20 protein-coding genes, 7 tRNA genes and 1 other RNA gene are annotated in these 19882 nt (G+C 36.0%); 17 read left to right on the forward strand and 11 right to left on the reverse strand.

The window, feature by feature from the left end:
• Positions 1-183 precede the first annotated feature (183 nt).
• Genes coaE through ruvB form a run of 4 tightly spaced genes read right to left on the reverse strand, consistent with a single transcriptional unit; the run spans position 184 to position 3379 of the window.
• A complete protein-coding gene (coaE, locus tag DBR39_RS15895) occupies positions 184-813 on the reverse strand; it encodes a dephospho-CoA kinase (protein ID WP_124534740.1) in 630 nt (209 codons plus the stop codon).
• A gap of 9 nt (positions 814-822) precedes the next feature.
• A complete protein-coding gene (locus tag DBR39_RS15900; protein ID WP_124534742.1) occupies positions 823-1689 on the reverse strand; it encodes an MBL fold metallo-hydrolase in 867 nt (288 codons plus the stop codon).
• Positions 1690-1702: 13 nt separating this feature from the next.
• Positions 1703-2314, reverse strand: a complete 612-nt coding sequence (locus DBR39_RS15905; protein ID WP_124534744.1) for an FMN-binding negative transcriptional regulator — start codon at positions 2312-2314, stop codon at positions 1703-1705.
• Positions 2315-2356: 42 nt separating this feature from the next.
• Entirely contained in the window at positions 2357-3379 is a 1023-nt protein-coding gene (ruvB, locus tag DBR39_RS15910; RefSeq protein ID WP_109739049.1) for a Holliday junction branch migration DNA helicase RuvB, read from the reverse strand.
• Between the two features lie 246 nt (positions 3380-3625).
• On the opposite strand from ruvB, the gene hutI reads away from it, so the two are divergent.
• From hutI to DBR39_RS15930, 4 genes are all read left to right on the forward strand, one after another.
• Positions 3626-4849 carry an imidazolonepropionase gene (gene hutI / locus DBR39_RS15915; protein ID WP_124534746.1) on the forward strand — a complete coding sequence of 408 codons (1224 nt, stop codon included), beginning with the start codon at positions 3626-3628 and terminating at the stop codon, positions 4847-4849.
• Between the two features lie 14 nt (positions 4850-4863).
• Positions 4864-5265 carry a hypothetical protein gene (locus tag DBR39_RS15920; protein ID WP_124534748.1) on the forward strand — a complete coding sequence of 134 codons (402 nt, stop codon included), beginning with the start codon at positions 4864-4866 and terminating at the stop codon, positions 5263-5265.
• 9 nt (positions 5266-5274) lie between these two features.
• Entirely contained in the window at positions 5275-6189 is a 915-nt protein-coding gene (gene hutG / locus DBR39_RS15925; protein ID WP_124534750.1) for a formimidoylglutamase, read from the forward strand.
• 134 nt (positions 6190-6323) lie between these two features.
• A complete protein-coding gene (locus DBR39_RS15930) occupies positions 6324-7619 on the forward strand; it encodes an aldehyde dehydrogenase family protein (protein WP_124534752.1) in 1296 nt (431 codons plus the stop codon).
• A gap of 107 nt (positions 7620-7726) precedes the next feature.
• Here DBR39_RS15930 and pyk read toward each other — a convergent pair whose 3' ends face one another.
• The 7 genes from pyk to ssrA form a co-directional block, all read right to left on the reverse strand.
• Positions 7727-9172 (reverse strand): pyruvate kinase, encoded by a 1446-nt coding sequence (gene pyk, locus DBR39_RS15935; protein ID WP_124534754.1) that lies wholly within the window; start codon positions 9170-9172, stop codon positions 7727-7729.
• A complete protein-coding gene (locus DBR39_RS15940) occupies positions 9165-9638 on the reverse strand; it encodes an IPExxxVDY family protein (RefSeq protein ID WP_103233927.1) in 474 nt (157 codons plus the stop codon). The genes pyk and DBR39_RS15940 overlap by 8 nt, the downstream gene beginning before the upstream one ends.
• Positions 9616-10380, reverse strand: a complete 765-nt coding sequence (gene rnc, locus DBR39_RS15945; protein ID WP_124534756.1) for a ribonuclease III — start codon at positions 10378-10380, stop codon at positions 9616-9618. Before rnc ends, DBR39_RS15940 begins: the two co-directional genes overlap by 23 nt.
• Positions 10381-10389: 9 nt before the next feature.
• Positions 10390-11634, reverse strand: coding sequence for a beta-ketoacyl-ACP synthase II (gene fabF / locus DBR39_RS15950; protein WP_103233925.1), 1245 nt, complete (start codon positions 11632-11634; stop codon positions 10390-10392).
• A 34-nt stretch (positions 11635-11668) separates the two neighbouring features.
• Complete coding sequence (locus DBR39_RS15955) at positions 11669-11908, reverse strand: acyl carrier protein (RefSeq protein ID WP_002976354.1); 240 nt, start codon at positions 11906-11908, stop codon at positions 11669-11671.
• 532 nt (positions 11909-12440) lie between these two features.
• On the reverse strand, positions 12441-12899 hold the full coding sequence (locus DBR39_RS15960) for a hypothetical protein (protein WP_124534758.1): 459 nt from the start codon (positions 12897-12899) through the stop codon (positions 12441-12443).
• Between the two features lie 125 nt (positions 12900-13024).
• Positions 13025-13422: a transfer-messenger RNA gene (gene ssrA / locus DBR39_RS15965) on the reverse strand.
• A 270-nt stretch (positions 13423-13692) separates the two neighbouring features.
• On the opposite strand from ssrA, the gene rpsU reads away from it, so the two are divergent.
• The 13 genes from rpsU (at position 13693) to DBR39_RS16030 (ending at position 19882) form a co-directional block, all read left to right on the forward strand.
• Positions 13693-13890: a 30S ribosomal protein S21 gene (rpsU, locus tag DBR39_RS15970; RefSeq protein ID WP_045501128.1), complete on the forward strand. Its 198-nt coding sequence runs from the start codon at positions 13693-13695 to the stop codon at positions 13888-13890.
• 83 nt (positions 13891-13973) lie between these two features.
• Positions 13974-14861 (forward strand): tyrosine-type recombinase/integrase, encoded by an 888-nt coding sequence (locus tag DBR39_RS15975; RefSeq protein WP_124534760.1) that lies wholly within the window; start codon positions 13974-13976, stop codon positions 14859-14861.
• Positions 14858-15148 (forward strand): HPF/RaiA family ribosome-associated protein, encoded by a 291-nt coding sequence (locus tag DBR39_RS15980; RefSeq protein WP_103233159.1) that lies wholly within the window; start codon positions 14858-14860, stop codon positions 15146-15148. Before DBR39_RS15975 ends, DBR39_RS15980 begins: the two co-directional genes overlap by 4 nt.
• A 108-nt stretch (positions 15149-15256) precedes the next feature.
• A tRNA-Thr gene (locus DBR39_RS15985) sits at positions 15257-15330 on the forward strand.
• A 20-nt stretch (positions 15331-15350) separates the two neighbouring features.
• Positions 15351-15431, forward strand: a tRNA-Tyr gene (locus tag DBR39_RS15990).
• A gap of 88 nt (positions 15432-15519) precedes the next feature.
• Positions 15520-15592 (forward strand) — tRNA-Gly (locus DBR39_RS15995).
• Between the two features lie 89 nt (positions 15593-15681).
• A tRNA-Thr gene (locus DBR39_RS16000) sits at positions 15682-15755 on the forward strand.
• Positions 15756-15775: 20 nt separating this feature from the next.
• Positions 15776-15856: transfer RNA gene (locus tag DBR39_RS16005), tRNA-Tyr, on the forward strand.
• 85 nt (positions 15857-15941) lie between these two features.
• Positions 15942-16014, forward strand: a tRNA-Gly gene (locus tag DBR39_RS16010).
• A gap of 40 nt (positions 16015-16054) precedes the next feature.
• A tRNA-Thr gene (locus tag DBR39_RS16015) sits at positions 16055-16126 on the forward strand.
• Positions 16127-16375: 249 nt separating this feature from the next.
• Positions 16376-17056 (forward strand): response regulator transcription factor, encoded by a 681-nt coding sequence (locus DBR39_RS16020; RefSeq protein ID WP_124534762.1) that lies wholly within the window; start codon positions 16376-16378, stop codon positions 17054-17056.
• A complete protein-coding gene (locus DBR39_RS16025; protein WP_124534764.1) occupies positions 17057-18421 on the forward strand; it encodes an ATP-binding protein in 1365 nt (454 codons plus the stop codon). It begins immediately after the preceding gene.
• Positions 18422-18640: 219 nt separating this feature from the next.
• A complete protein-coding gene (locus DBR39_RS16030; RefSeq protein WP_124534766.1) occupies positions 18641-19882 on the forward strand; it encodes a TolC family protein in 1242 nt (413 codons plus the stop codon).

The raw sequence follows: 19882 nt of genomic DNA on the forward strand, positions 1-19882 counted from the left end.
CGATGATAACGGTAAAACTGCTCAGAAGAAATTTATCAAAGAATAAATGAACTGAATTTCAAATAGAATAAGCCTCCAGAAATGGAGGCTTATTTTTGTTAAAAGATCTCGTTGGAGAAACAATTCCAGAATAATATTTTTACATAAAAAAACTCGTTAGAAAAGCTTCTAACGAGTTTTTATTTATTCAATACTGAAAATCACTTTTTCAGTCTGTTCTTTTAATTCTTCCAGATTGGTATTGTTGTAGATAATACAATCTGCCATTTTAATTTTATCCCTTTCAGGCATTTGTTTCTCCATGACAACTCCTACTTCACGGTAGGTTTTGTTATCCCTGTCCATCACTCTTTTGATCCTGATATTATCCTCAGCTGTTACCAAAAGAGACTTATAACATTTTCTGTTGAGCTTTAGTTCAAACAAGAGTGCTGTTTCTTTGAATACTAAATATTTACTCTGCTTTTTCACCCAATCTTCGAAATCAATCCGTACAGCAGGATGAATAATTTCGTTTAGCTGATGGAGCAGATCTTTATTGTTGAAAACTTTATCTGCAACAAATTTTCTATCATACAATCCGTTTTCATCATAGGATTCTTCACCAAGAAGTTCCTTGACTTTTATTTTCAGTTCTTCGCTTTCATTAACGATCGCTTTTGCCCTGTCATCAGAATAGTAAACCGGAAAACCGAGTTCTTCTATAAATTGGGCTACTGTTGTTTTTCCAGAACCTATTCCGCCTGTTAATCCTATAACCTTGGGCGATGGTTCCGGTTCTGTCTGTTGTATTTCTGAATGTAATTCTTCCATAATTAAAAATTAATATCCAAAAACATCATTAAAGGTGAACGTTTCATCAAGTCTTACGCCTTTCTCAGTCATTTTAAGGCTTGCAAGTTCATTGTGAGCATCATGTTCAAAGAACAATAGATATTCGTTGTCTACACATTGTTTAAGGAATTTTCCTTTCTCTTCCAAAGTCAAAAGAGGTCTCGTATCATATCCCATTACATAAACCTGATTGATATGCCCTGCTGTAGGAATAAGGTCTGCCGCAAAAACAACAGTCTTTTCCTGGTATTGGATTACCGGAAGCATCTGTTTTTCCGTATGGCCATCTACAAAAATGACATCCATTTTCAGATCCGGGGCAAAACCGTAGTTGCCGGTAGTAGGAAGGGGTAAAAAATTAAGCTGTCCGCTTTCCTGTATCGGCATAATATTTTCCTTCAGGAAGCTTGCTTTTTCTCTCGCATTAGGTTCAGTTGCCCACTGCCAGTGGTTTTCATTAGTCCAGAAGTTGGCATTTTTGAAAGCCGGTCTGTATCCGGTTCTGTCGCCATTCCACTCTATAGCGCCACCACAATGGTCGAAGTGAAGGTGAGTAAGGAATACATCGGTGATATCTTCCTTTATAAAGCCGTATTTCTTTAGATTTTTATCAAGAGTATCATCTCCCCAAAGAGAATAATGTCCGAAAAATTTATCATCCTGCTTGTTGCCCAGACCGCAGTCTACAAGGATAAGCTTTTTTCCGTCTTCTATAAGCAGGGAGCGTGTTCCCAACTCGATTAGGTTTTTTTCGTCTGCTGGGTTTGTTTTTTCCCACAGACTCTTTGGGACGACTCCGAACATAGCGCCGCCGTCCAGTTTAAATTTTCCACATTGTATTGGATATAACTTCATATGTATATTTTGATTATTTCTTTATTAATTTCATTTTCTCCGCAATCTTTTTTCCGTTATCATCAGATTGTTCAAGTTGCGTAATGATGTTGTTAAAATCAGCCTCTTTCCTGTTCTGGGAAAGTTTTTGCTTGATAAATATTTCGGTAGGAATTATCTTTATCCCAAAAGCTCCTTTCATTTCCTTTTCTACAAATTCTTTTCCCATATCTTTCACCATCATTGGACATTGCTGGTAATTTTCATATTTGGATGTTAATTTATCCAAATGGGCATAAAGCTCGTCATGATTCATCAATTCAACCTTGCCATAGATCTGTACTGCCTCGTAATTCCATGTGGAAACATTAATATGATCATACCAGCTGCTGGAAATATAAGTATGGGCTCCCAAAAAGTCACAGAGAACTTCATCGCCGTCTTTTAAGATTTTTGCCTGAGGATTTGCTCTCGAAATATGAGTTTCAATATAAGCATTTTCAGGGTCATCTTCATTCAGCATCATCATAGAATGAGTCGCCCTGATTTTATCAGTGGAGGAAATCAGTAGAGCAAAAGAGTTTTCCTTGATGATATCTCTCATCACATCAAAATCTTCACTTCTGTATAATTTGGGTATAAACATAAACTAAGAAATTCTAATTAGCCTTAAACCTTGAACTTTGCATTAAAAAAGCTCACCCGGATTTTTAGGTCTTGTAATATTTAAATGTTTGTAAGCCTTGTCAGTAACTTCTCTTCCTCGAGGAGTCCGGATAATAAATCCTTCCTGGATCAAAAATGGTTCATAAACCTCCTCTAATGTTTCAGGATTTTCAGCAATGGATGTGGCAAGAGCAGAAATACCAACGGGCTTTCCTTTGAAGTTTTCAATCATAACACGCATGATCTTATTGTCCATTTCATCCAAACCGAATTCATCCACATTCAGAGAATTTAATGCATATTTTGTAATATTGATTTCAATTTCACCATTCCCTTTGATCTCGGCAAAGTCACGCACCCTTCTCAATAATGCGTTGGCAATCCTTGGTGTTCCACGGCTTCTTCTTGCAATTTCTATTGCGGCATCTTCATAAATAACAACTCCTAATACCCTTGCACTTCTTTGAATAATCATTGATAAAAGTTCAATAGAATAATATTCCAGTCTGCTTTGAATTCCAAATCGGGCAAGCATAGGCTTCGTAAGCATTCCGCTTCTGGTTGTTGCGCCCACCAGGGTAAAGGGATTCAGTCCGATTTGTACACTTCTGGCATTAGGACCTGTTTCCAGCATAATATCAATCTTGTAATCTTCCATTGCAGAATACAAATATTCTTCTACAATAGGAGATAGGCGGTGAATTTCATCAATGAAAAGAACATCATTTTCTTCCAGATTGGTCAACAAACCAGCTAAGCTTCCAGGTTTATCCAATACAGGACCCGAAGTGATTTTACAATTTACCCCAAGTTCATTGGCAATAATATTGGCTAAAGTAGTTTTTCCAAGCCCCGGCGGACCATGTAATAAAACATGATCTAGTGCTCCACCACGTCTTTTCGCAGCGGTAACAAAAACATCAAGGTTCTCCAGCGTTTTTCTCTGTCCCGCAAAATCTTTAAAGCTTTGGGGACGGATCTGTTCTTCCTGCATGAGCTCCTCTCGTGAGTAGTTTTCCTTATCTGGATGTAAAAAATCTGGCATTAATTCATTTCATTTACTTCAAAGATAGCAAATTTAGGCTAAGGTTGAAGGGCAGATTGAGAAAAGGTTAAGATTGATACAGACGTTTAGACAGACGTTAAAAATGAGAATCGCTAAGATTGAAATAATTGGGATATTTTAAGTATTTTTGAGAGGAGAAATTATTAATAAAAATTAATAAATTTTGATTGTTTAGATAGATCAATACCAATTGATGAAGTAAACATTCGCCTTAATATTAAATAAATGAAATTAATAGGACCATTTAAGCAGGTGGTAACGCTTGCTAACTTACCATTAAGAGGAAAACTTTCCGATGAACAACTGGAAATTATTGTAGACGGAGGAATTATAGTAAATCAGAATACCATTCAGAAAGTTGGAAATTTTGAAACATTAAAAACAGAAAATCCTACCATAGAAATCGAAAAGATAGAAGGAGAACAGATTGTTCTTCCTGCCTTTGTAGATTCACATACCCATATTTGTTTCGGAGGAAACCGTGCTAACGATTTTGCCATGCGTAATGCTGGGAAGACGTATCTGGAAATTGCAGAAAGCGGTGGTGGAATCTGGAGTTCTGTGCAGCACACAAGAAATGCTTCAGAAGAAGAATTATTGAAAACTTTGATAGAAAGAATCAATTTTCTGGTTGATCTGGGAATTACCACAATTGAAGTGAAGAGCGGTTACGGACTGGATGTGGAAAATGAGCTTAAAATGCTTAGAATTATTAAAAAAGCACAAAATTCAACGAAGGCAACTTTGGTACCTACCTGTCTTTCGGCCCATTTAAAACCAAGAGACTTTGAAGGAAGCAATCCCGAATATCTGGAATATATCATTACCGAAATTTTACCAAAAGTAAAAGAAGAGGGATTGGCGAATAGAGTAGATATTTTCATTGAAAAGTCCGCATTTCAGCCTGACGAGAGTAAAGAATTCTTGCTTAAAGCAAAAGTATTAGGTTTTGAAATTACCGTACATGCGGATCAGTTTACACCGGGAAGTTCAAGAATTGCGGTAGAAGTAGGAGCGAAGTCTGCAGATCATTTGGAAGCAACCATTGACGAGGATATTCAATTTTTGGCTGAATCAGATACTGTGGCAACAGCCCTTCCTGGCGCAAGTTTAGGATTGGGTGAAAAATTTACTCCGGCAAGAAAATTATTAGATGCAGGAGCTATCGTAGCCATCGCAAGTGACTGGAATCCGGGATCAGCTCCCATGGGAAATTTAATTACCCAGGCTTCTATTCTGGCAACTTTCCAGAAACTGACAACTGCTGAAGTTTTGGCAGGAATGACCTTCCGTGCTGCTTATGCACTTAATCTTGAGGATAGAGGGCAGTTGGAGGCAGGAAAAAAGGCGGATTTTGTCACTTTCAAAACCAATAATTTCCAGAATGTACTTTATAATCAGGGAAGCTTAAAAGCGGAAAGTGTGTACATTGATGGAAATAAAAAGTAATAGAAAACACATCCATGAAAATTACATTAGAAGAGATTAAAGATAAATATGTCTCTCTTGGTATTGCAGAAAAAAACGTTGATTATGCATTAAATGCTGTAAAGTCAGGCACGAAAAAAGACTTTATCATGAAGAATTTGACTTCAGATATTAGAAAAGTAGAGCCTGCTATAGCCCATAATATGTTGGATGAAATGTTTGCTGCAAATGGCGGGGAATTTAAGTATGAAAATAGAGGAGGATATCTTTATTCTACATTTTACCTAATAGCCATTGTTGCTTTAGGTATTGTGACTTTTTATTTTAGTAGAGAAAATAGAAGTATGCAGTTTAAACTCGGTAGTGCTTTATTAGTATTTATAGTTTTATTTTTCAGAACATTTATACCTACAATAAAAGGTAGGTTTAGAGAATAATTTTAGATTATGATTTGGCAAGGCAGATTGGACGGAGAAGAACTTCTCTATCACAGATTATTTCAAAGAGTAAAGGAAGAACGTAATTACGACAACATTTCTACAGATGATTTTGTTTTGCATGGTTTTGCTGTAGATGAAGGAGTAAGGAGAAACAAAGGTCGTCAGGGAGCTAAAGATTCACCTGATCTGATCAGAAAGAATATGGCTAATTTTCCGGTAATTATTCCGGGGTTTTCGATGCTGGATTTTGGGAATGTTACCTGTGAAGACAGAAATCTGGAAAATACTCAGAATAATCTTGCCAAAAATGTTTCAAAACTACTTTTAAAAGGCGGGAAATCTCTTGTGCTGGGCGGAGGGCATGAAGTGACGTATGCCCATTATTTAGGGCTGAAAACAGCCTTTCCTGAACAAAAAATCGGGATCATTAATATTGATGCCCATTTTGATAACAGACAGCCGGAAAAAGGGATAGGACCAAGCTCCGGAACAGGATTCTGGCAGATTGCCCAGGAAGGTCCTATCAATTCTCTTCATATCGGAATTCAGAGAAACTCGAATACGCTAAAGCTTTTTGATACAGCTCATCAGTATGGAATGAAATACATCCTTTCAGATGAATTGTTTTTTGAAAACCTTCCTTCTATCTATCAGCGTATAGATGAACTGCTGGATAATGTGGATTTCGCCTATCTTACTATTTGTATGGATGTATTTAACGCATCTATTGCTCCCGGAGTTTCCGCTTCAGCATATAATGGTATCTTTGCAGATACAACCTTTATGCATTTTTACAGACATATCTTAAAAAACAAAAAACTGGTTGCACTGGATGTAGCAGAAGTTAATCCGTCTTTCGATATTCAGGATAGGACGGCAAGGCTGGCAGCATGTCTTGTGAATGAATGGCTAATGATGTAAGAAGTTATATTCTTCCGATAGAGAAAATCATTATTTTATTAACCCTTAAGGAATGAAATTTGCTGACTTCACCGTGCTTTTAAAATAAAAGCGCTCATAAATTCATTAGCTGAATTTAAAACAGAAATTATATTATGGAACAATTAATTGAAAGCAAGCTTATTAAAGCAGATAAAGCGTTTTCAGTGTGGAGAAAAGTGCCGTTTGAGGAAAGGCAGAAGTTAATTGCAAAAGCAGCAGAAATTTTAAAGAATAATTCTGAAAAGTTTGGGACAATCATTACTAAGGAAATGAATAAGCCTGTTTCAGAATCGATTGCGGAAGTAGAAAAGTGTGCTTTAATGATGAATTATTATGCAGACGCTGAGAATATTTTAAAACCCGAAAAAATTGAATCTGAATTTGCTTATTCTGAAGTTCATTATGTTCCAAAAGGAGTGATTTTAGGAGTAATGCCATGGAATTTTCCTTTCTGGCAGGTATTGAGATTTGCTGTTCCTGCAATTTTAGCTGGAAATACAGTCGTTTTGAAACATGCTTCAATTTGTTTCGGAAGTGGAAATGCAATAGTAGATGTTCTTTTGGAGGCAGGCTTTCCGGAAGGTATTTTCCAGAATCTTGAAGTAGGACATCAGGCTGTAAAGGAAATTCTTGAACACGATGTTGTAAAAGGAGTAAGCTTAACAGGGAGTGGTAAAGCAGGGGGAGAAGTGGCTTCAATAGCTGGTTTAAATATCAAAAAATCTTTACTTGAATTAGGAGGAAGTGATGCTTTTATCATTTTCGATGATGCAGATCTGGAAACAGCAGCAAAAGCAGGAGTGAAATCCAGACTTCAAAACTGCGGACAAACCTGTACTGCAGCAAAAAGATTTATTATAGATGAAAAGATTGAAGGTGAGTTTTTACCTAAATTCATTGAAGAATATAAAAAATATGAAATCGGAGATCCTTTACTTAAGGAAACTAAATTAGCCGGAATGGCAAGACCCGACCTTGCTGATGAGTTAGAAGCTCAATTTAATAGAGCATTGGAAAATGGCGCAGAAATTATTATTCCTTTGGAGAGAATTTCAGAGAATGAATTTAAACCCGGTTTAATCAGAGTTCAGGAAGGAAATCCAATTTTAAAAGAAGAACTTTTCGGACCTCTTGGAATGATCATGATTGCAAAAAGTGATGAGGAAGCTTTACAAATGGCAAATGATATTCCTTTCGGACTTTCCAATTCTGTTTGGACAAAGAAACCGGAGCGTCAATTATTCTTTATTGAGAATCTTGAATCCGGAACGGTAAACATCAACAGAATGACGAGTTCTGATCCACGTTTTCCATTCGGTGGGAGCAAGGCTTCAGGATATGGAACTGAGCTTTCTTTGCTGGCTCTAAAAGAGTTTGTAACGGCGAGAACTATTGTAGGACATTATTAAGGTTGGTATTAATGACACAGCCTTATTTTTATAAATAAAAAACTCCCGGAAATTGATTTCCGGGAGTTTTTTTGTATGTTTTGACAAAAGTAATTTGCCTATTCGTCTTAAACAGTAGTCAATCTCAATGTATTCGTTTTTCCACCTTCGTATGATGGAGTAGCATTGATGTTGATTACGAAATCTCCTGTTTCGATATAACCATAGTTATGGGTTAGCATATTTACCTGGATGATCGTTTCATCAGTAGACTTTTTCATATCATAATAGTAAGCATGAACTCCCCAAAGAAGGTTCAGCATAGCGATTACTCTTTTGTTTCCACTGTAAACAATGATCTGTGAGTTAGGTCTGTGTGCTGCAAGCTGAAAAGCGGTATACCCCGAATGAGTAAGCGTTACAATAGCAGAAACGTTAGTTGTTTTAGCAATTCTTACTGCTGCAAGACAAACTCTATTGGTAATGAACCTCTCATCGATGCAGTTGTAATCCTTTTCGATAGGCTCATTTTTATGTTGGTAAAAATGAGTTGTTTCGATATTCTTTACGATCTTAGCCATGTTTTCCACAACCTGTACCGGATACCTCCCTACAGAAGTTTCTCCTGAAAGCATTACAGCATCAGCTCCATCCAATACAGAGTTGGCAACGTCATTTACTTCTGCTCTGGTTGGCGTTAAGCTGTTGATCATGGTTTCCATCATCTGCGTAGCAATGATAACTGGCTTGGAGTAGAATCTTGCCTTTTCTACCAGATTTTTCTGGATAGCAGGAACTTCTTCCATTGGAACTTCTACACCCAGGTCACCACGGGCAACCATTAATCCGTCACATTCTAGAAGAATTTCTTCAATATTTTTTACCCCTTCAGGCTTTTCAATCTTCGCAATGATCGGAGTTTTGAATTTACCATTTGGATGCGCATTGATAAGCTCCTTCAAGTCGATAATATCCTGAGCATGGCGAACAAATGATAAGGCAATCCAGTCAACTTCCATGTCAAGCATGAAATTAGCATCCTGAACATCCTTTTCTGTCAAAGCAGGAAGAGAAACATTCGTATTAGGTAGATTAACTCCTTTTTTAGAACTTAACGGACCTCCTTGAATGGTTTTTGCTTTTACAGTATCTATTTCATTGGTTTCGATAACTTCTAACATTAGCTTCCCATCGTCAATAAGGATTCTTTCCCCTACTTTTACATCCTGTGGAAACTGTTGGTAAGTCATATAAACCTTGGTAGAATCTCCTTCCATCTTTTCATTAGTGAAAGTAAGAATATCTCCAGGGTTCAGATAAGAACCTTCTTTTACAACACCTACTCTTAGTTTAGGTCCCTGAAGGTCTCCTAGAATACCCACTGAATACCCATACTCGCTGTTTAGCTCTCTAATTATTTCAATATTTGATCGAACTAAGTCGTAATCTGCATGGGAAAAATTTATTCTGAAAATGTCAACACCCGCTTTCATTAAATCTAACATTACCTCCTTCGATGATGAAGCAGGTCCTAGTGTTGCGATAATTTTTGTCTTCTTTAAATACTTATTCATAATACTGGATAATTTGATAAAGTTCCTCATCAGAACTCAGTGTATAATCTTGAATTGGAAACACAAGATTTTCAGGGAGCAAAATTACGGAAAAATCAGGAAACTGTTCCGAACTATGTAAAATATATTCGACATCTACCTGATTATTTAATAAAAATTTAATGTTTTCTTCTTCTGTAAAGAGTTCCGTCTGAACTTTTTTTTGCTTACTTTCCGAAGATTTATTTGAAATAAAGGTAAAACAAGTTTTTGAAAACTTGTGGTAGGCCTCATATCTAGGAAAAAAATAATCATAATATCCCCCATGAAAGACCAGGTCTTTCTTTCTTGCAAAATTGAGGTTGTTGGTTTGATTTATTTTGTAGAAAAACTCATGAGCAGGTATATCTTTTGCTAATCTTACCAATCCTATGGCAATATCTTCAAATTCTATATCATCAAGATCATAAAGTTTTTGAATTTCCAAGTATATTTTCTTTTTTATTTAAAATATAAAATGCCCTCTGTGCTGCTTTTTCCTCTGCTTTCTTCTTGGAAGTCTCTGATGCATTTGCAATTTTTTCATCTCCCAGCCACACGTGGCACCTGAATACGACAGATTTATTAGCTTGTATTTCCTCGCAGGTTTCGTACTTGATATTAACCTTCTTCTTTTGGCTCCATTCAAGCAGGAGACCTTTGTAGCTTACAATTTTGTTTTCAAGCTTGTTGATCTCGGAAGGGGTCAGTAATTTTTCCAGAATGATCCTTTTGCAGGCATCATAGTGGAAGTCCAAATAAACGGCACCAATTAAAGCTTCGAATAAATTTCCGGAGATATTTTCACCTAAGGCTGAAGAATTGTTTTGCTTTTGCAAAAGGCTGGTAAGCTTAAGGTCTTCTCCTAATTTATTGAGGTTTTTCCTATTAACAATCTTAGATTTCATCTGTGTCAGGTATCCTTCATTAGCTTGAGGATAAGTCTGGAACAAATGACAAGAAATAATTGTACCCAAAACAGAATCTCCCAAAAATTCAAGTCTTTCGTAATTGCTGTCTTGATTTTTAGAAGAATTTTTCAAAGAAAAAGCTTCGCGGTAAAGAGCTATATTTTGTACCTCGGTACCCAATACTTTTTTAAGTTCGGTACTGAGAAAATATTCTCTCTCCGTGAGTTGTCTTTTTCTTTTTTTGATAAGGAATTTAGAAAAGTATTTCTGTAACTCCATTCATTGAATTTAGATTTTCTTAAATAGAACGCAAGCATTATGCCCGCCAAATCCGAAAGTATTGCTCATGGCTACTTTTACATCTTTCTTCACAGCTGAATTAAACGTAAAGTTTAGTCTGCTGTCAATATTTTCATCATCAGTAAAATGGTTGATGGTAGGAGGAACAATACCATGAATAATAGTTCCCAATGCAGCGATAGCTTCAATAACACCTGCAGCACCTAAAAGGTGTCCGGTCATTGATTTTGTAGAATTAATCTGAATGTCGTAAGCATGCTCGCCTAATAGTCTTGAGATTGCATTGGATTCTGCGATGTCTCCTAATGGAGTAGATGTACCATGCATATTGATGTGATCTACTTCATCAGCAGTTAAACCTGCATCTTCCAAACAACTCTTCATTACCAGATAAGCACCAAGACCTTCAGGGTGTGGAGCAGTCATGTGATGTGCATCAGCACTCAAACCTCCTCCTAATAATTCTGCATAAATTGTAGCCCCACGTTTTACTGCGTGCTCATATTCTTCAAGAATGATTGTTCCTGCACCTTCACCCAATACAAATCCATCTCTGTCTTTGTCAAAAGGTCTTGAAGCTGTTGTTGGATCATCGTTTCTTGTAGAAAGGGCCATCATTGCATTAAATCCACCGACACCACTTGCTGTAACGGCTGCTTCAGAGCCTCCGCACACAATCACGTCTGCTTTTCCTAATTGGATCAGCATTTTGGAATCAATTATAGCATTTGCTGAAGATGCACATGCAGAAACAGTAGTATAGTTGGGTCCGTGGAAACCATATTCAATTGAGATATGACCAGGAGTGATATCTGCAATCATTTTAGGAATAAAGAAAGGGTTAAATCTCGGAATTTCCGTATTTGCCCATCCTAATACCTCAGTTTCGAAGGTCTCTAAACCTCCAATTCCGGATCCCCAGATTACACCAACTCTGTTTTTGTCTACATTGTCTTCAATAATTCTGGAATGTGCCACTGCTTCTCTAGCAGCAACAAGTCCCAATTGAGTATTTCGGTCCATTTTTTTAGCTTCTTTCTTATCGAAATGCTGTAGTGGATCGAAACTCTTCACCTCGCAGGCAAACTTTGTTTTAAAGTTTGTGGCATCAAAAAGAGTAATCGAAGCGGCACCGCTCTCACCTTTTACAAGGTTTTCCCAGTATTCTTTTGCATTATTTCCTATTGGTGTTATTGCTCCAAATCCTGTTACAACTACTCTTTTTAATTCCATAAACTTTGTTTAATTTCTTTTTTGTTGAAGAATATTATTTATTTACTACTTCTTCGATGTAAGCGATAGCGTGTCCTACAGTAGTAATTTTTTCAGCCTGGTCATCAGGGATTTGAATATTAAATTCTTTTTCAAATTCCATGATAAGTTCAACTGTATCTAGTGAATCAGCTCCTAAATCGTTAGTGAAGCTAGCTTCAGGAGTTACTTCTGTTTCTTCAACGTCAAGCTTATCAGCGATGATAGCTTTTACTCTTGATGCAATGTCTGACATAGTAAATTATTTTTTTAATTGTTAGATGGTGCAAATATATAAAATTCTTTACGATAAAACATTTTTTTAGTCTTTTTTGTGGACCAGAAACTTTCATTTTGGATTGTCCCGATTTAGTCTTTTAGTTTTCAGTAGGTTATATTTGTTGCTTGTGGATAAATATAAAACCAATCATAGAAAGTCTAATAGGGGGTATAAAGATATATCTTCCAAATTTCACTATTGTGAACTCTAGTTTGATGAAATATGATCTTGGAAAATTAGTTTATTTGTTTTTTTTGATCTTTAAAGTTAAGAAGTATTGTCAAATCAAACTTCTAAAAACGGGTTAGAAACTTTTTTTCTTAAACATACGCCTATACTATATAATATATGAGTGCTTGTTTTATTAGGGTAAAAAGTGTGCAAAATAAAAAAAACTACCGAAAATCAGTAGTTTTAAATGTATTGAGCCCTTATACAGCCTGGTAATGCATAAATTTTCTATTCTATTTTAATGAAACCTTAAATAGAAGTCGGTTCTTAAAGTTGCTTATTCCTTTGTATAATATATAGCAGGGGAAAACTCCGGATATCTTACCATTAGGGTGTCATTTATTTTTTTAACTCTAAATTCATCAGCACTATATGCACTACTAGTAGTGGGTCTGCGAGTTTCTGTGTAAGCATACATTGTGCTTGAAGATCCTTCACTTTCAATTGCTAGTACCAAAGTTTTAGTTTTTGATTGGTTTATTAAATCATTATAGCTTACATTGTTAGGTAAGATAATGTCATTTTGAGTGAATTTTATACGTTGAATTGGGGCGACACTCGTTTGTTTCCATGACCAGGTGCCTTGTATCCATGTTGGTGGATTAAAATGTGTAGTTTTAGGTTGAACAGGTGTTGTCGGTTCTTGTTCAGTGTTAGGTAGAGTATCATCGTTTCCTGAACAACTTAGAGTTAACAGTGATATACCTAGAAGAGGTAATAATAATGAAAATTTCATGAGTTAATGTTATTATTCTACCCAAAGCATGAGTAGTTGTTATTAATTTGAGTAAATATAAGAATTTCGGATAATACTTTAATATTGAAATAAAAAACCGCTTTAAGTTAAACTCAAGCGGTTTTTTGTGGAGTTGGAGGGATTCGAACCCTCGTCCAAACAAGCAATACATAAGCTTTCTACATGCTTATTCTACTATTGATTTTCGACTGGAGGCAGAGAGCAGACGCCCAACTTCCAGCTTATCTTCTAAGTTTTCGTGTTTTAGCCGAAGCTTCTAAAACCTTATTTCCGCATTCCTATATCCCAGAATCAAACGCCGCAGAACAGAGCATTTGTGGAATATCTTGCTTCCTTACTATCTTCGGGAAAACGCTTGATCTACTATACTTCGATATTAAGCTGCAAGAGCGAACTCTTCGTTGCCAGTTAAAATTTTGTAGCAAGGGATTATAGAGATCGCGCTACGGTTCTCTGCATGCTTACTTACCCATTGGTCTTGCTGTCGAAACCAGTCAACCCCATGAATAAAGTGAATGCAAAGATAATGCTTTTAGTTTACATTTCATTAATATGGTTGGATTTTAATAAAAATTGGGCGTAGGGTATATGGATTAAAGATCTTGTGATGATCACATTTGATCATTGTGGATAAAAATATTATTCTGTGTTAATGGTCTTCAATACTGGATTTTTAAGCAAATTTTGAATAAGGAATTGATTGTTTGTTGTAATATATTTTGTACTTTAAGAAAAAAAGTTTAGTTTTGCAATCCAAAATGAGATGTAAAATATGTTAATAATTCCAGTAAAAGATGGTGAATCCATCGACAGAGCTTTAAAAAAATACAAGAGAAAATTTGATAAAACAGGTACAGTTCGTCAATTAAGATCTAGACAAGCGTTTATCAAGCCTTCTGTAACTTTGAGACAATCTAAGTTAAAAGCTGCTTACAAACAAAGAGCACTTAGCAAGGAAGAGCAGGCTTAAGAATTTTTTTCTTAAACACATATTAAATTCACTTCTTAAATATTATATTTGAGGAGTGAATTTTTTATTTTATACCCTAGCTCATGTTGGATAAATTTATAGACTACTTACAATTCGAGAAAAGGTATTCTCCTCATACCATTACAAGCTACAAAAAAGACCTTGCAGACTTTTCCCATTTCTGTCTCCGAACAGAATCTTCCGACAATTTAGCCAAAGCAGACAAGAAAATTATAAGAAATTTTATTGTTGAACTGAGTGAAAACAATATTTCCAAAAGAAGTATCAATAGGAAGCTGTCATCTCTTCGTAGTTTTTATCTATTTCTTTTGAAAATAGGGGAAATTAAAGTTTCTCCTACCGAAGGAATCTCTTCCCTGAAGTTTTACGCTGAAAAACAGATCCCTATGTCTGAAGAAGAAATGAAGGATCTTAATGAAAGAATCTTCGAACAGGTATATAATGTTCTTGAAAAATGCATTATGGAGGTACTTTACCAAACTGGGATGCGTAAAGCCGAACTTTGTGGCCTGATATTTGAGAATGTTGACTTATACGGAAATGAATTAAAAGTAATAGGGAAAGGGAATAAAGAAAGGGTAGTTCCCATTTCCAATGAATTGTCTGAGCTTCTTAAGAGCTATATGGAAATAAGAAAACCACAGGCAGAATATCAATCGTATTTTTTTGTAAATAAGAAAGGGAAAAAACTCAGCGAAAAATTTGTTTATGTGGTAGTTAATAAGTACCTTAGTCTTATAACAACGAAAGAAAAAAGAAGTCCTCACATCCTTCGTCATAGCTTTGCTACTCACGTATTGGATAATGGGGCGGAGATCTCCAAAGTGAAAAAAATATTAGGGCATTCCAGTCTTGCCAGTACTCAAGTCTATACGAATGCTAATATTGAACAATTGAAAAAAGTGTTTAATCAGGCTCACCCTCGAGCATCAAAAAAAGAAGAATTATGAAGATTTCAGTACAATCAATTGGTTTAACTCCACACGAACCACTAGAATCACACATCGAAAAAAAAGTAAGCAAATTGGATACCTTTTATGACAAGATTCATGAGTGTAAGGTATTCTTGAAAGTAGAAAATAACGCTGATAAAGCGAATAAAACTGCTGAGATTATTTTGGCGGTTCCGGGTGACGATATCGTAGTAAAAAAGACAACAGCGAGTTTTGAAGAAAGTATGGACCTTTGCGTTGATACTGCTAAAAAGCTCTTAATCAAGAAGAAAGAAATGGCTTAAAAAAAAAGTCGAAAAAAGTTTATAAAATATTTGAGAATTCAAAAAATCCGTTCTATATTTGCACTCGCAAAAAAGGAACAGCGATCTTTTGAATTCTTTTTTATATTTGCCTCCATAGCTCAGTTGGCCAGAGCACGTGATTTGTAATCTCGGGGTCGTGGGTTCGAATCCCTCTGGAGGCTCATTTTAATATAACATATTTGGGGAGATTCCAGAGTGGCTAAATGGGACTGACTGTAACTCAGTTGCTTCGGCTTCGCAGGTTCGAATCCTGCTCTCCCCACTTTATATTTTTATAAAAAAAACTTGCAAGATTAAATAAGTTTTCTTAGTTTTGCACAGCGTTTACCAATGGTTTTGGAAACAAAATTGCGGAAGTAGCTCAGTTGGTAGAGCGTCAGCCTTCCAAGCTGAATGTCGCGGGTTCGACCCCCGTCTTCCGCTCAAAAAAATCACCCTTTTAAAGTGATTTTTTTTAACACTGAAATGTGTAGAGTAGAGTCTCTCTATCACTTTCAGTCTTTTATTAAAATGCCTCCATAGCTCAGTTGGCCAGAGCACGTGATTTGTAATCTCGGGGTCGTGGGTTCGAATCCCTCTGGAGGCTCAATTTAATATAACATATTTGGGGAGATTCCAGAGTGGCTAAATGGGACTGACTGTAACTCAGTTGCTTCGGCTTCGCAGGTTCGAATCCTGCTCTCCCCACTTTTTATATTAAAAAAAACTTGCAAAATCAAAGAAGTTTTCTTAGTTTTGCACAGCGTTTACCAATAATTTTGGAAACAAAATTGCGGAAGTAGCTCAGTTGGTAGAGCGTCAGCCTTCCAAGCTGAATGTCGCGGGTTCGACCCCCGTCTTCCGCTCAAAAAAATCACGCTACTCAGTGTGATTTTTTTATTTGATGCCGACTTAGCTCAGCGGTAGAGTGCTTCCTTGGTAAGGAAGAGGTCACGGGTTCAAGTCCCGTAGTTGGCTCTCGATTTTCCCGAATTTCTTCGGGATTTTTTTTTACCCAAATTTTATTTAGAAAAGGAAATTGATTTTGTTCTTAAAGACATCTTATGGTTAAACATTTGCTTAGATAAAATCATGACCGATTGCTCTACAATTTTTTAACCTAATCTCTCTTAAATATTAAATAGAGATGGGTCCTAAAAACTTTTACTTCATCTTTAGAATCTCAATCATAAAATTTTCGTTAAATTCGTGTAAAATAAATTTTTGATGAATATTCTTTTATTAGAAGATGATCTCATTCTTTCTGCAGAGCTTTGCAGATTTTTAGAATCAAATAATTTTAACTGTGATAAGATCTATGACGGAGAAACTTTTCTCCGCCAGATAAAGAATAATACATATGATCTGTATTTATTAGATATCAATGTTCCTAAAATAAATGGACTTGATGTCTGCCAGACGATTCGTTCTTTTGACAAGAATACACCCATTATTATCATTTCTGCTTATGGAGATATCTCTGATAAAAAGGATGCCTTTAACAGGCTGGCTGATGATTATCTGGTAAAACCTTTTCAGTTTGAAGAACTTCTTTTAAGAATAAATTCTTTGTTGAGACGAAAAGCACCTTCAGATAATTCGGATCAGGATATTCTGAGGATAGATGACCTCATTATTAATAAAACTGAGCAAAAGGTCTATCGAGGTGGAAATGAAATAACACTTACGCTGAAAGAATTTCAACTGCTGGTCTATCTTGCGGAAGCGCAAGGGAGAACGGTTTCCAAACAGCAGATCACAGAACATGTCTGGGAGCACAATTTTAATACAAATACGAACACAGTGGAAGTTTATATTAATTTCTTAAGGAAAAAGATTGATAAAGATTTCAAAGTAAAATTAATTCACACCCGTTCCGGTTTCGGATATTACCTAAGTCCATTATAAATGTCTTTAAAAAGAAAGATAGCTTTGACGATCAGTATCGCCTTTTCATTACTCTTTGGAATGGTGATGGCGGTCATTTATTTATCTTTTAATGATTTTAGAAGAGATGAGTTCAAAGAAAGATTCAGACAGAGACTGGAATTTACTTCTCATTTCATTTCAAAATCCAAAGACTTTGAAGAAGAAGCCCCGGTTTTTTTCAATGAGAACTCAGATAATATCCTTCTGAATGAAAAGATTTTAATTTTCAATGAAAAAAAGGAACTGATCTATAGTACAATCAAGGACCGGAATGTCACCTGGGACAGTGCAATGCTTAAAGAGCTGGATAGAAAGAAGATTATTTACACCGAGAAAACAATTCCGGAGATCTATGCTGCACTTAGAAATATCAATGGTGAAAACTATTATATTCTTACCAGTGCTTTTGATACTAATGGAAAATCAAAGCTGGGGTATCTTAAATATCTTTTGATCACAGCATATGTGATGAGTACAATGCTTATTGGGTTTTTTAGTTATTATTTTGTGGAAAAATTTCTTCGTCCGCTGGAAGACCTGAATAAGGAAATTTCTGAAGTTACGGCCCATAAACTGACGACGCAGATTCCTGTTCAGCAGTCCAATGATGAAGTGAGTGTCCTTGCAAAATCTTTTAATACGATGATCGGAAGACTGGATGATGTATTTCAGTCGCAAAAGGATTTTACGGCCAGTGCTTCACATGAGATCAGAACACCCATTACAAGAATGGCATTTCAGTTGGAAAACCTTATTAAATTTGAGGAACACTCTCCAGAAACATTATCTGCCTTACAGCAGATTCAGCGGGATGTATACCAGTTGTCAGATCTGACGAATTCCCTCTTGCTGCTTACGAAATTTGATAAAGAAAATATTCAGAGTATCTATGAAGAGGTAAGGATTGATGAAGTCATTTTTGAGGCCTTTGAAGCAGTCGAGAAAAGTTACCCGAAACTTAAGATGGATTTCCTGATTAATGAAGATAGTTCTGAAAATGCTTTTCTGACTATAAAAGGGATTCAGTCGCTGCTGGTGATTGTCTTTATTAATCTGTTCAAAAATGCAGCGGTATATTCAGACAATACGGAAGTGAATGTCCTGATTACCGAAACAAATGATAATCTTTCTATAGAAGTTATTTCTCACGGAAATACTATTTCTGAAGGAGAGCAGATAAAGCTGTTTGAAGCTTTCACAAGAGGAAATAATGCTCAAAATATATCAGGATCAGGCTTGGGTCTTAGAATCGTTAAAAGAATCCTGGAATATCACGATGCTGATATTATATACTCTTCTCCTGAAGATTACATTAATAAATTCACATTATTTTTTAAAAAATAAGTATAAAAGCAACTGGTCTTAAAAAAACAGTTGCTTTTTTGTTAAACTACGGATTAAATTTTTAATTAAAAATTCAACAATAAGAGAATAAAATGCTCTTTTTATTCTTTCAGACTTCTTGTAAATGGGCTATTCAAGCCTATTTTAATATTTTTTTAAGCGTCATTTAAGTTTCTTTTAATCGCATCAAAGCAATTTTGTATTTTAAAAAGAAAAATAATGAACAGAATTGCAGTGCTGTGCCTCACCATTTCCTCATTCATGGCGGCACAACAGCAGATGTCTCTTTTGGATTGCGAAGAAGCTTTTCAGAAGAACAACTTACAACTGCTCGCCGAACAATACAACATCAATATGGCTGATGCAGATATTCTGCAGGCTAAAATCTGGGAATTGCCCCAGTTGAGCGGACAGTTTAATGCGTACAACCCTCAGGACAAAAAGGTTTTTGATGTAGGACATTCAAAAGGAGCAGGAATTACACAGCTGATCTATATGGGGGGGAAAAAGAAAAATGAAATTGCTTTTGCCAAATCCAATAAAGAATTGGCGCAGCTTCAGTTTTCCCAATTGCTTGCCGATCTAAGATCTCAGCTTCGTTCTGCTTATTTTAATCTTTATTACGAAAAACTAAAACTTGAGAACACCAATAAGCAGCTAGGGTATATGAACGACCTCTTAAATGCCTATCGTGTACAGTCGGCAAAAGGAAACGTTTCCCTTAAAGATGCTGTCAGATTACAGAGTATTGTGATCCAATTGAATCATGATAAACTGGAGATCAATAAAAACATTCTTGATTTTGAACAGAATTTAAAAGTTTTAACGGGAATTTCAGAAGATATAGAACCAGCAATGTCTGAGGCTGAAGCTAAAGAAGCATTGGCAGCACAACCCTTCGGTGATGAAGAAGAGCTTAAAGGCAAAGCATTGGAAAATAATGCAGATTACCGATATAACCTGAAACTTATTGATAACAGCAAACTATATGCACAATGGCAGAAATCATTGAATGTACCTGATGTGACAGTAGGTGCTGCATGGGATCAGGCAGGAGGAACATTTAATAATGAAGCCAACCTGACTCTAGGAATTCCTTTGCCTTTATGGAAATCAAATCAGGGGAATGTGGAAAAAGCAAATTATGCTATTCAGCAGAACCAGAAAAATGCAGACTTCCAGAAACTCACGCTACAAACCAAAATTCAGTCTGCCTATAAAACCTGGAAGACCCAGTATGATCAGCTCCTGGATATTAAAACGACAGATCTGCAGAATATGGATCTTGTATACAACGGAATGCTGACCAATTTCAGAAAAGGAAATGTCAACCTGATAGAATTTACAGATTTCATGGACAGCTATAGGGAAACAGCCCTTCAGATCTATGATATGAAAAATGAAATCATGCAGTCGGCAGAACAGCTTAATCAACTAGTACAAACGAAAATCTTCTATTAA

Origin of the sequence: Chryseobacterium sp. KBW03 (assembly GCF_003852415.1) — a bacterium.
Lineage (GTDB): Bacteria > Bacteroidota > Bacteroidia > Flavobacteriales > Weeksellaceae > Chryseobacterium > Chryseobacterium viscerum.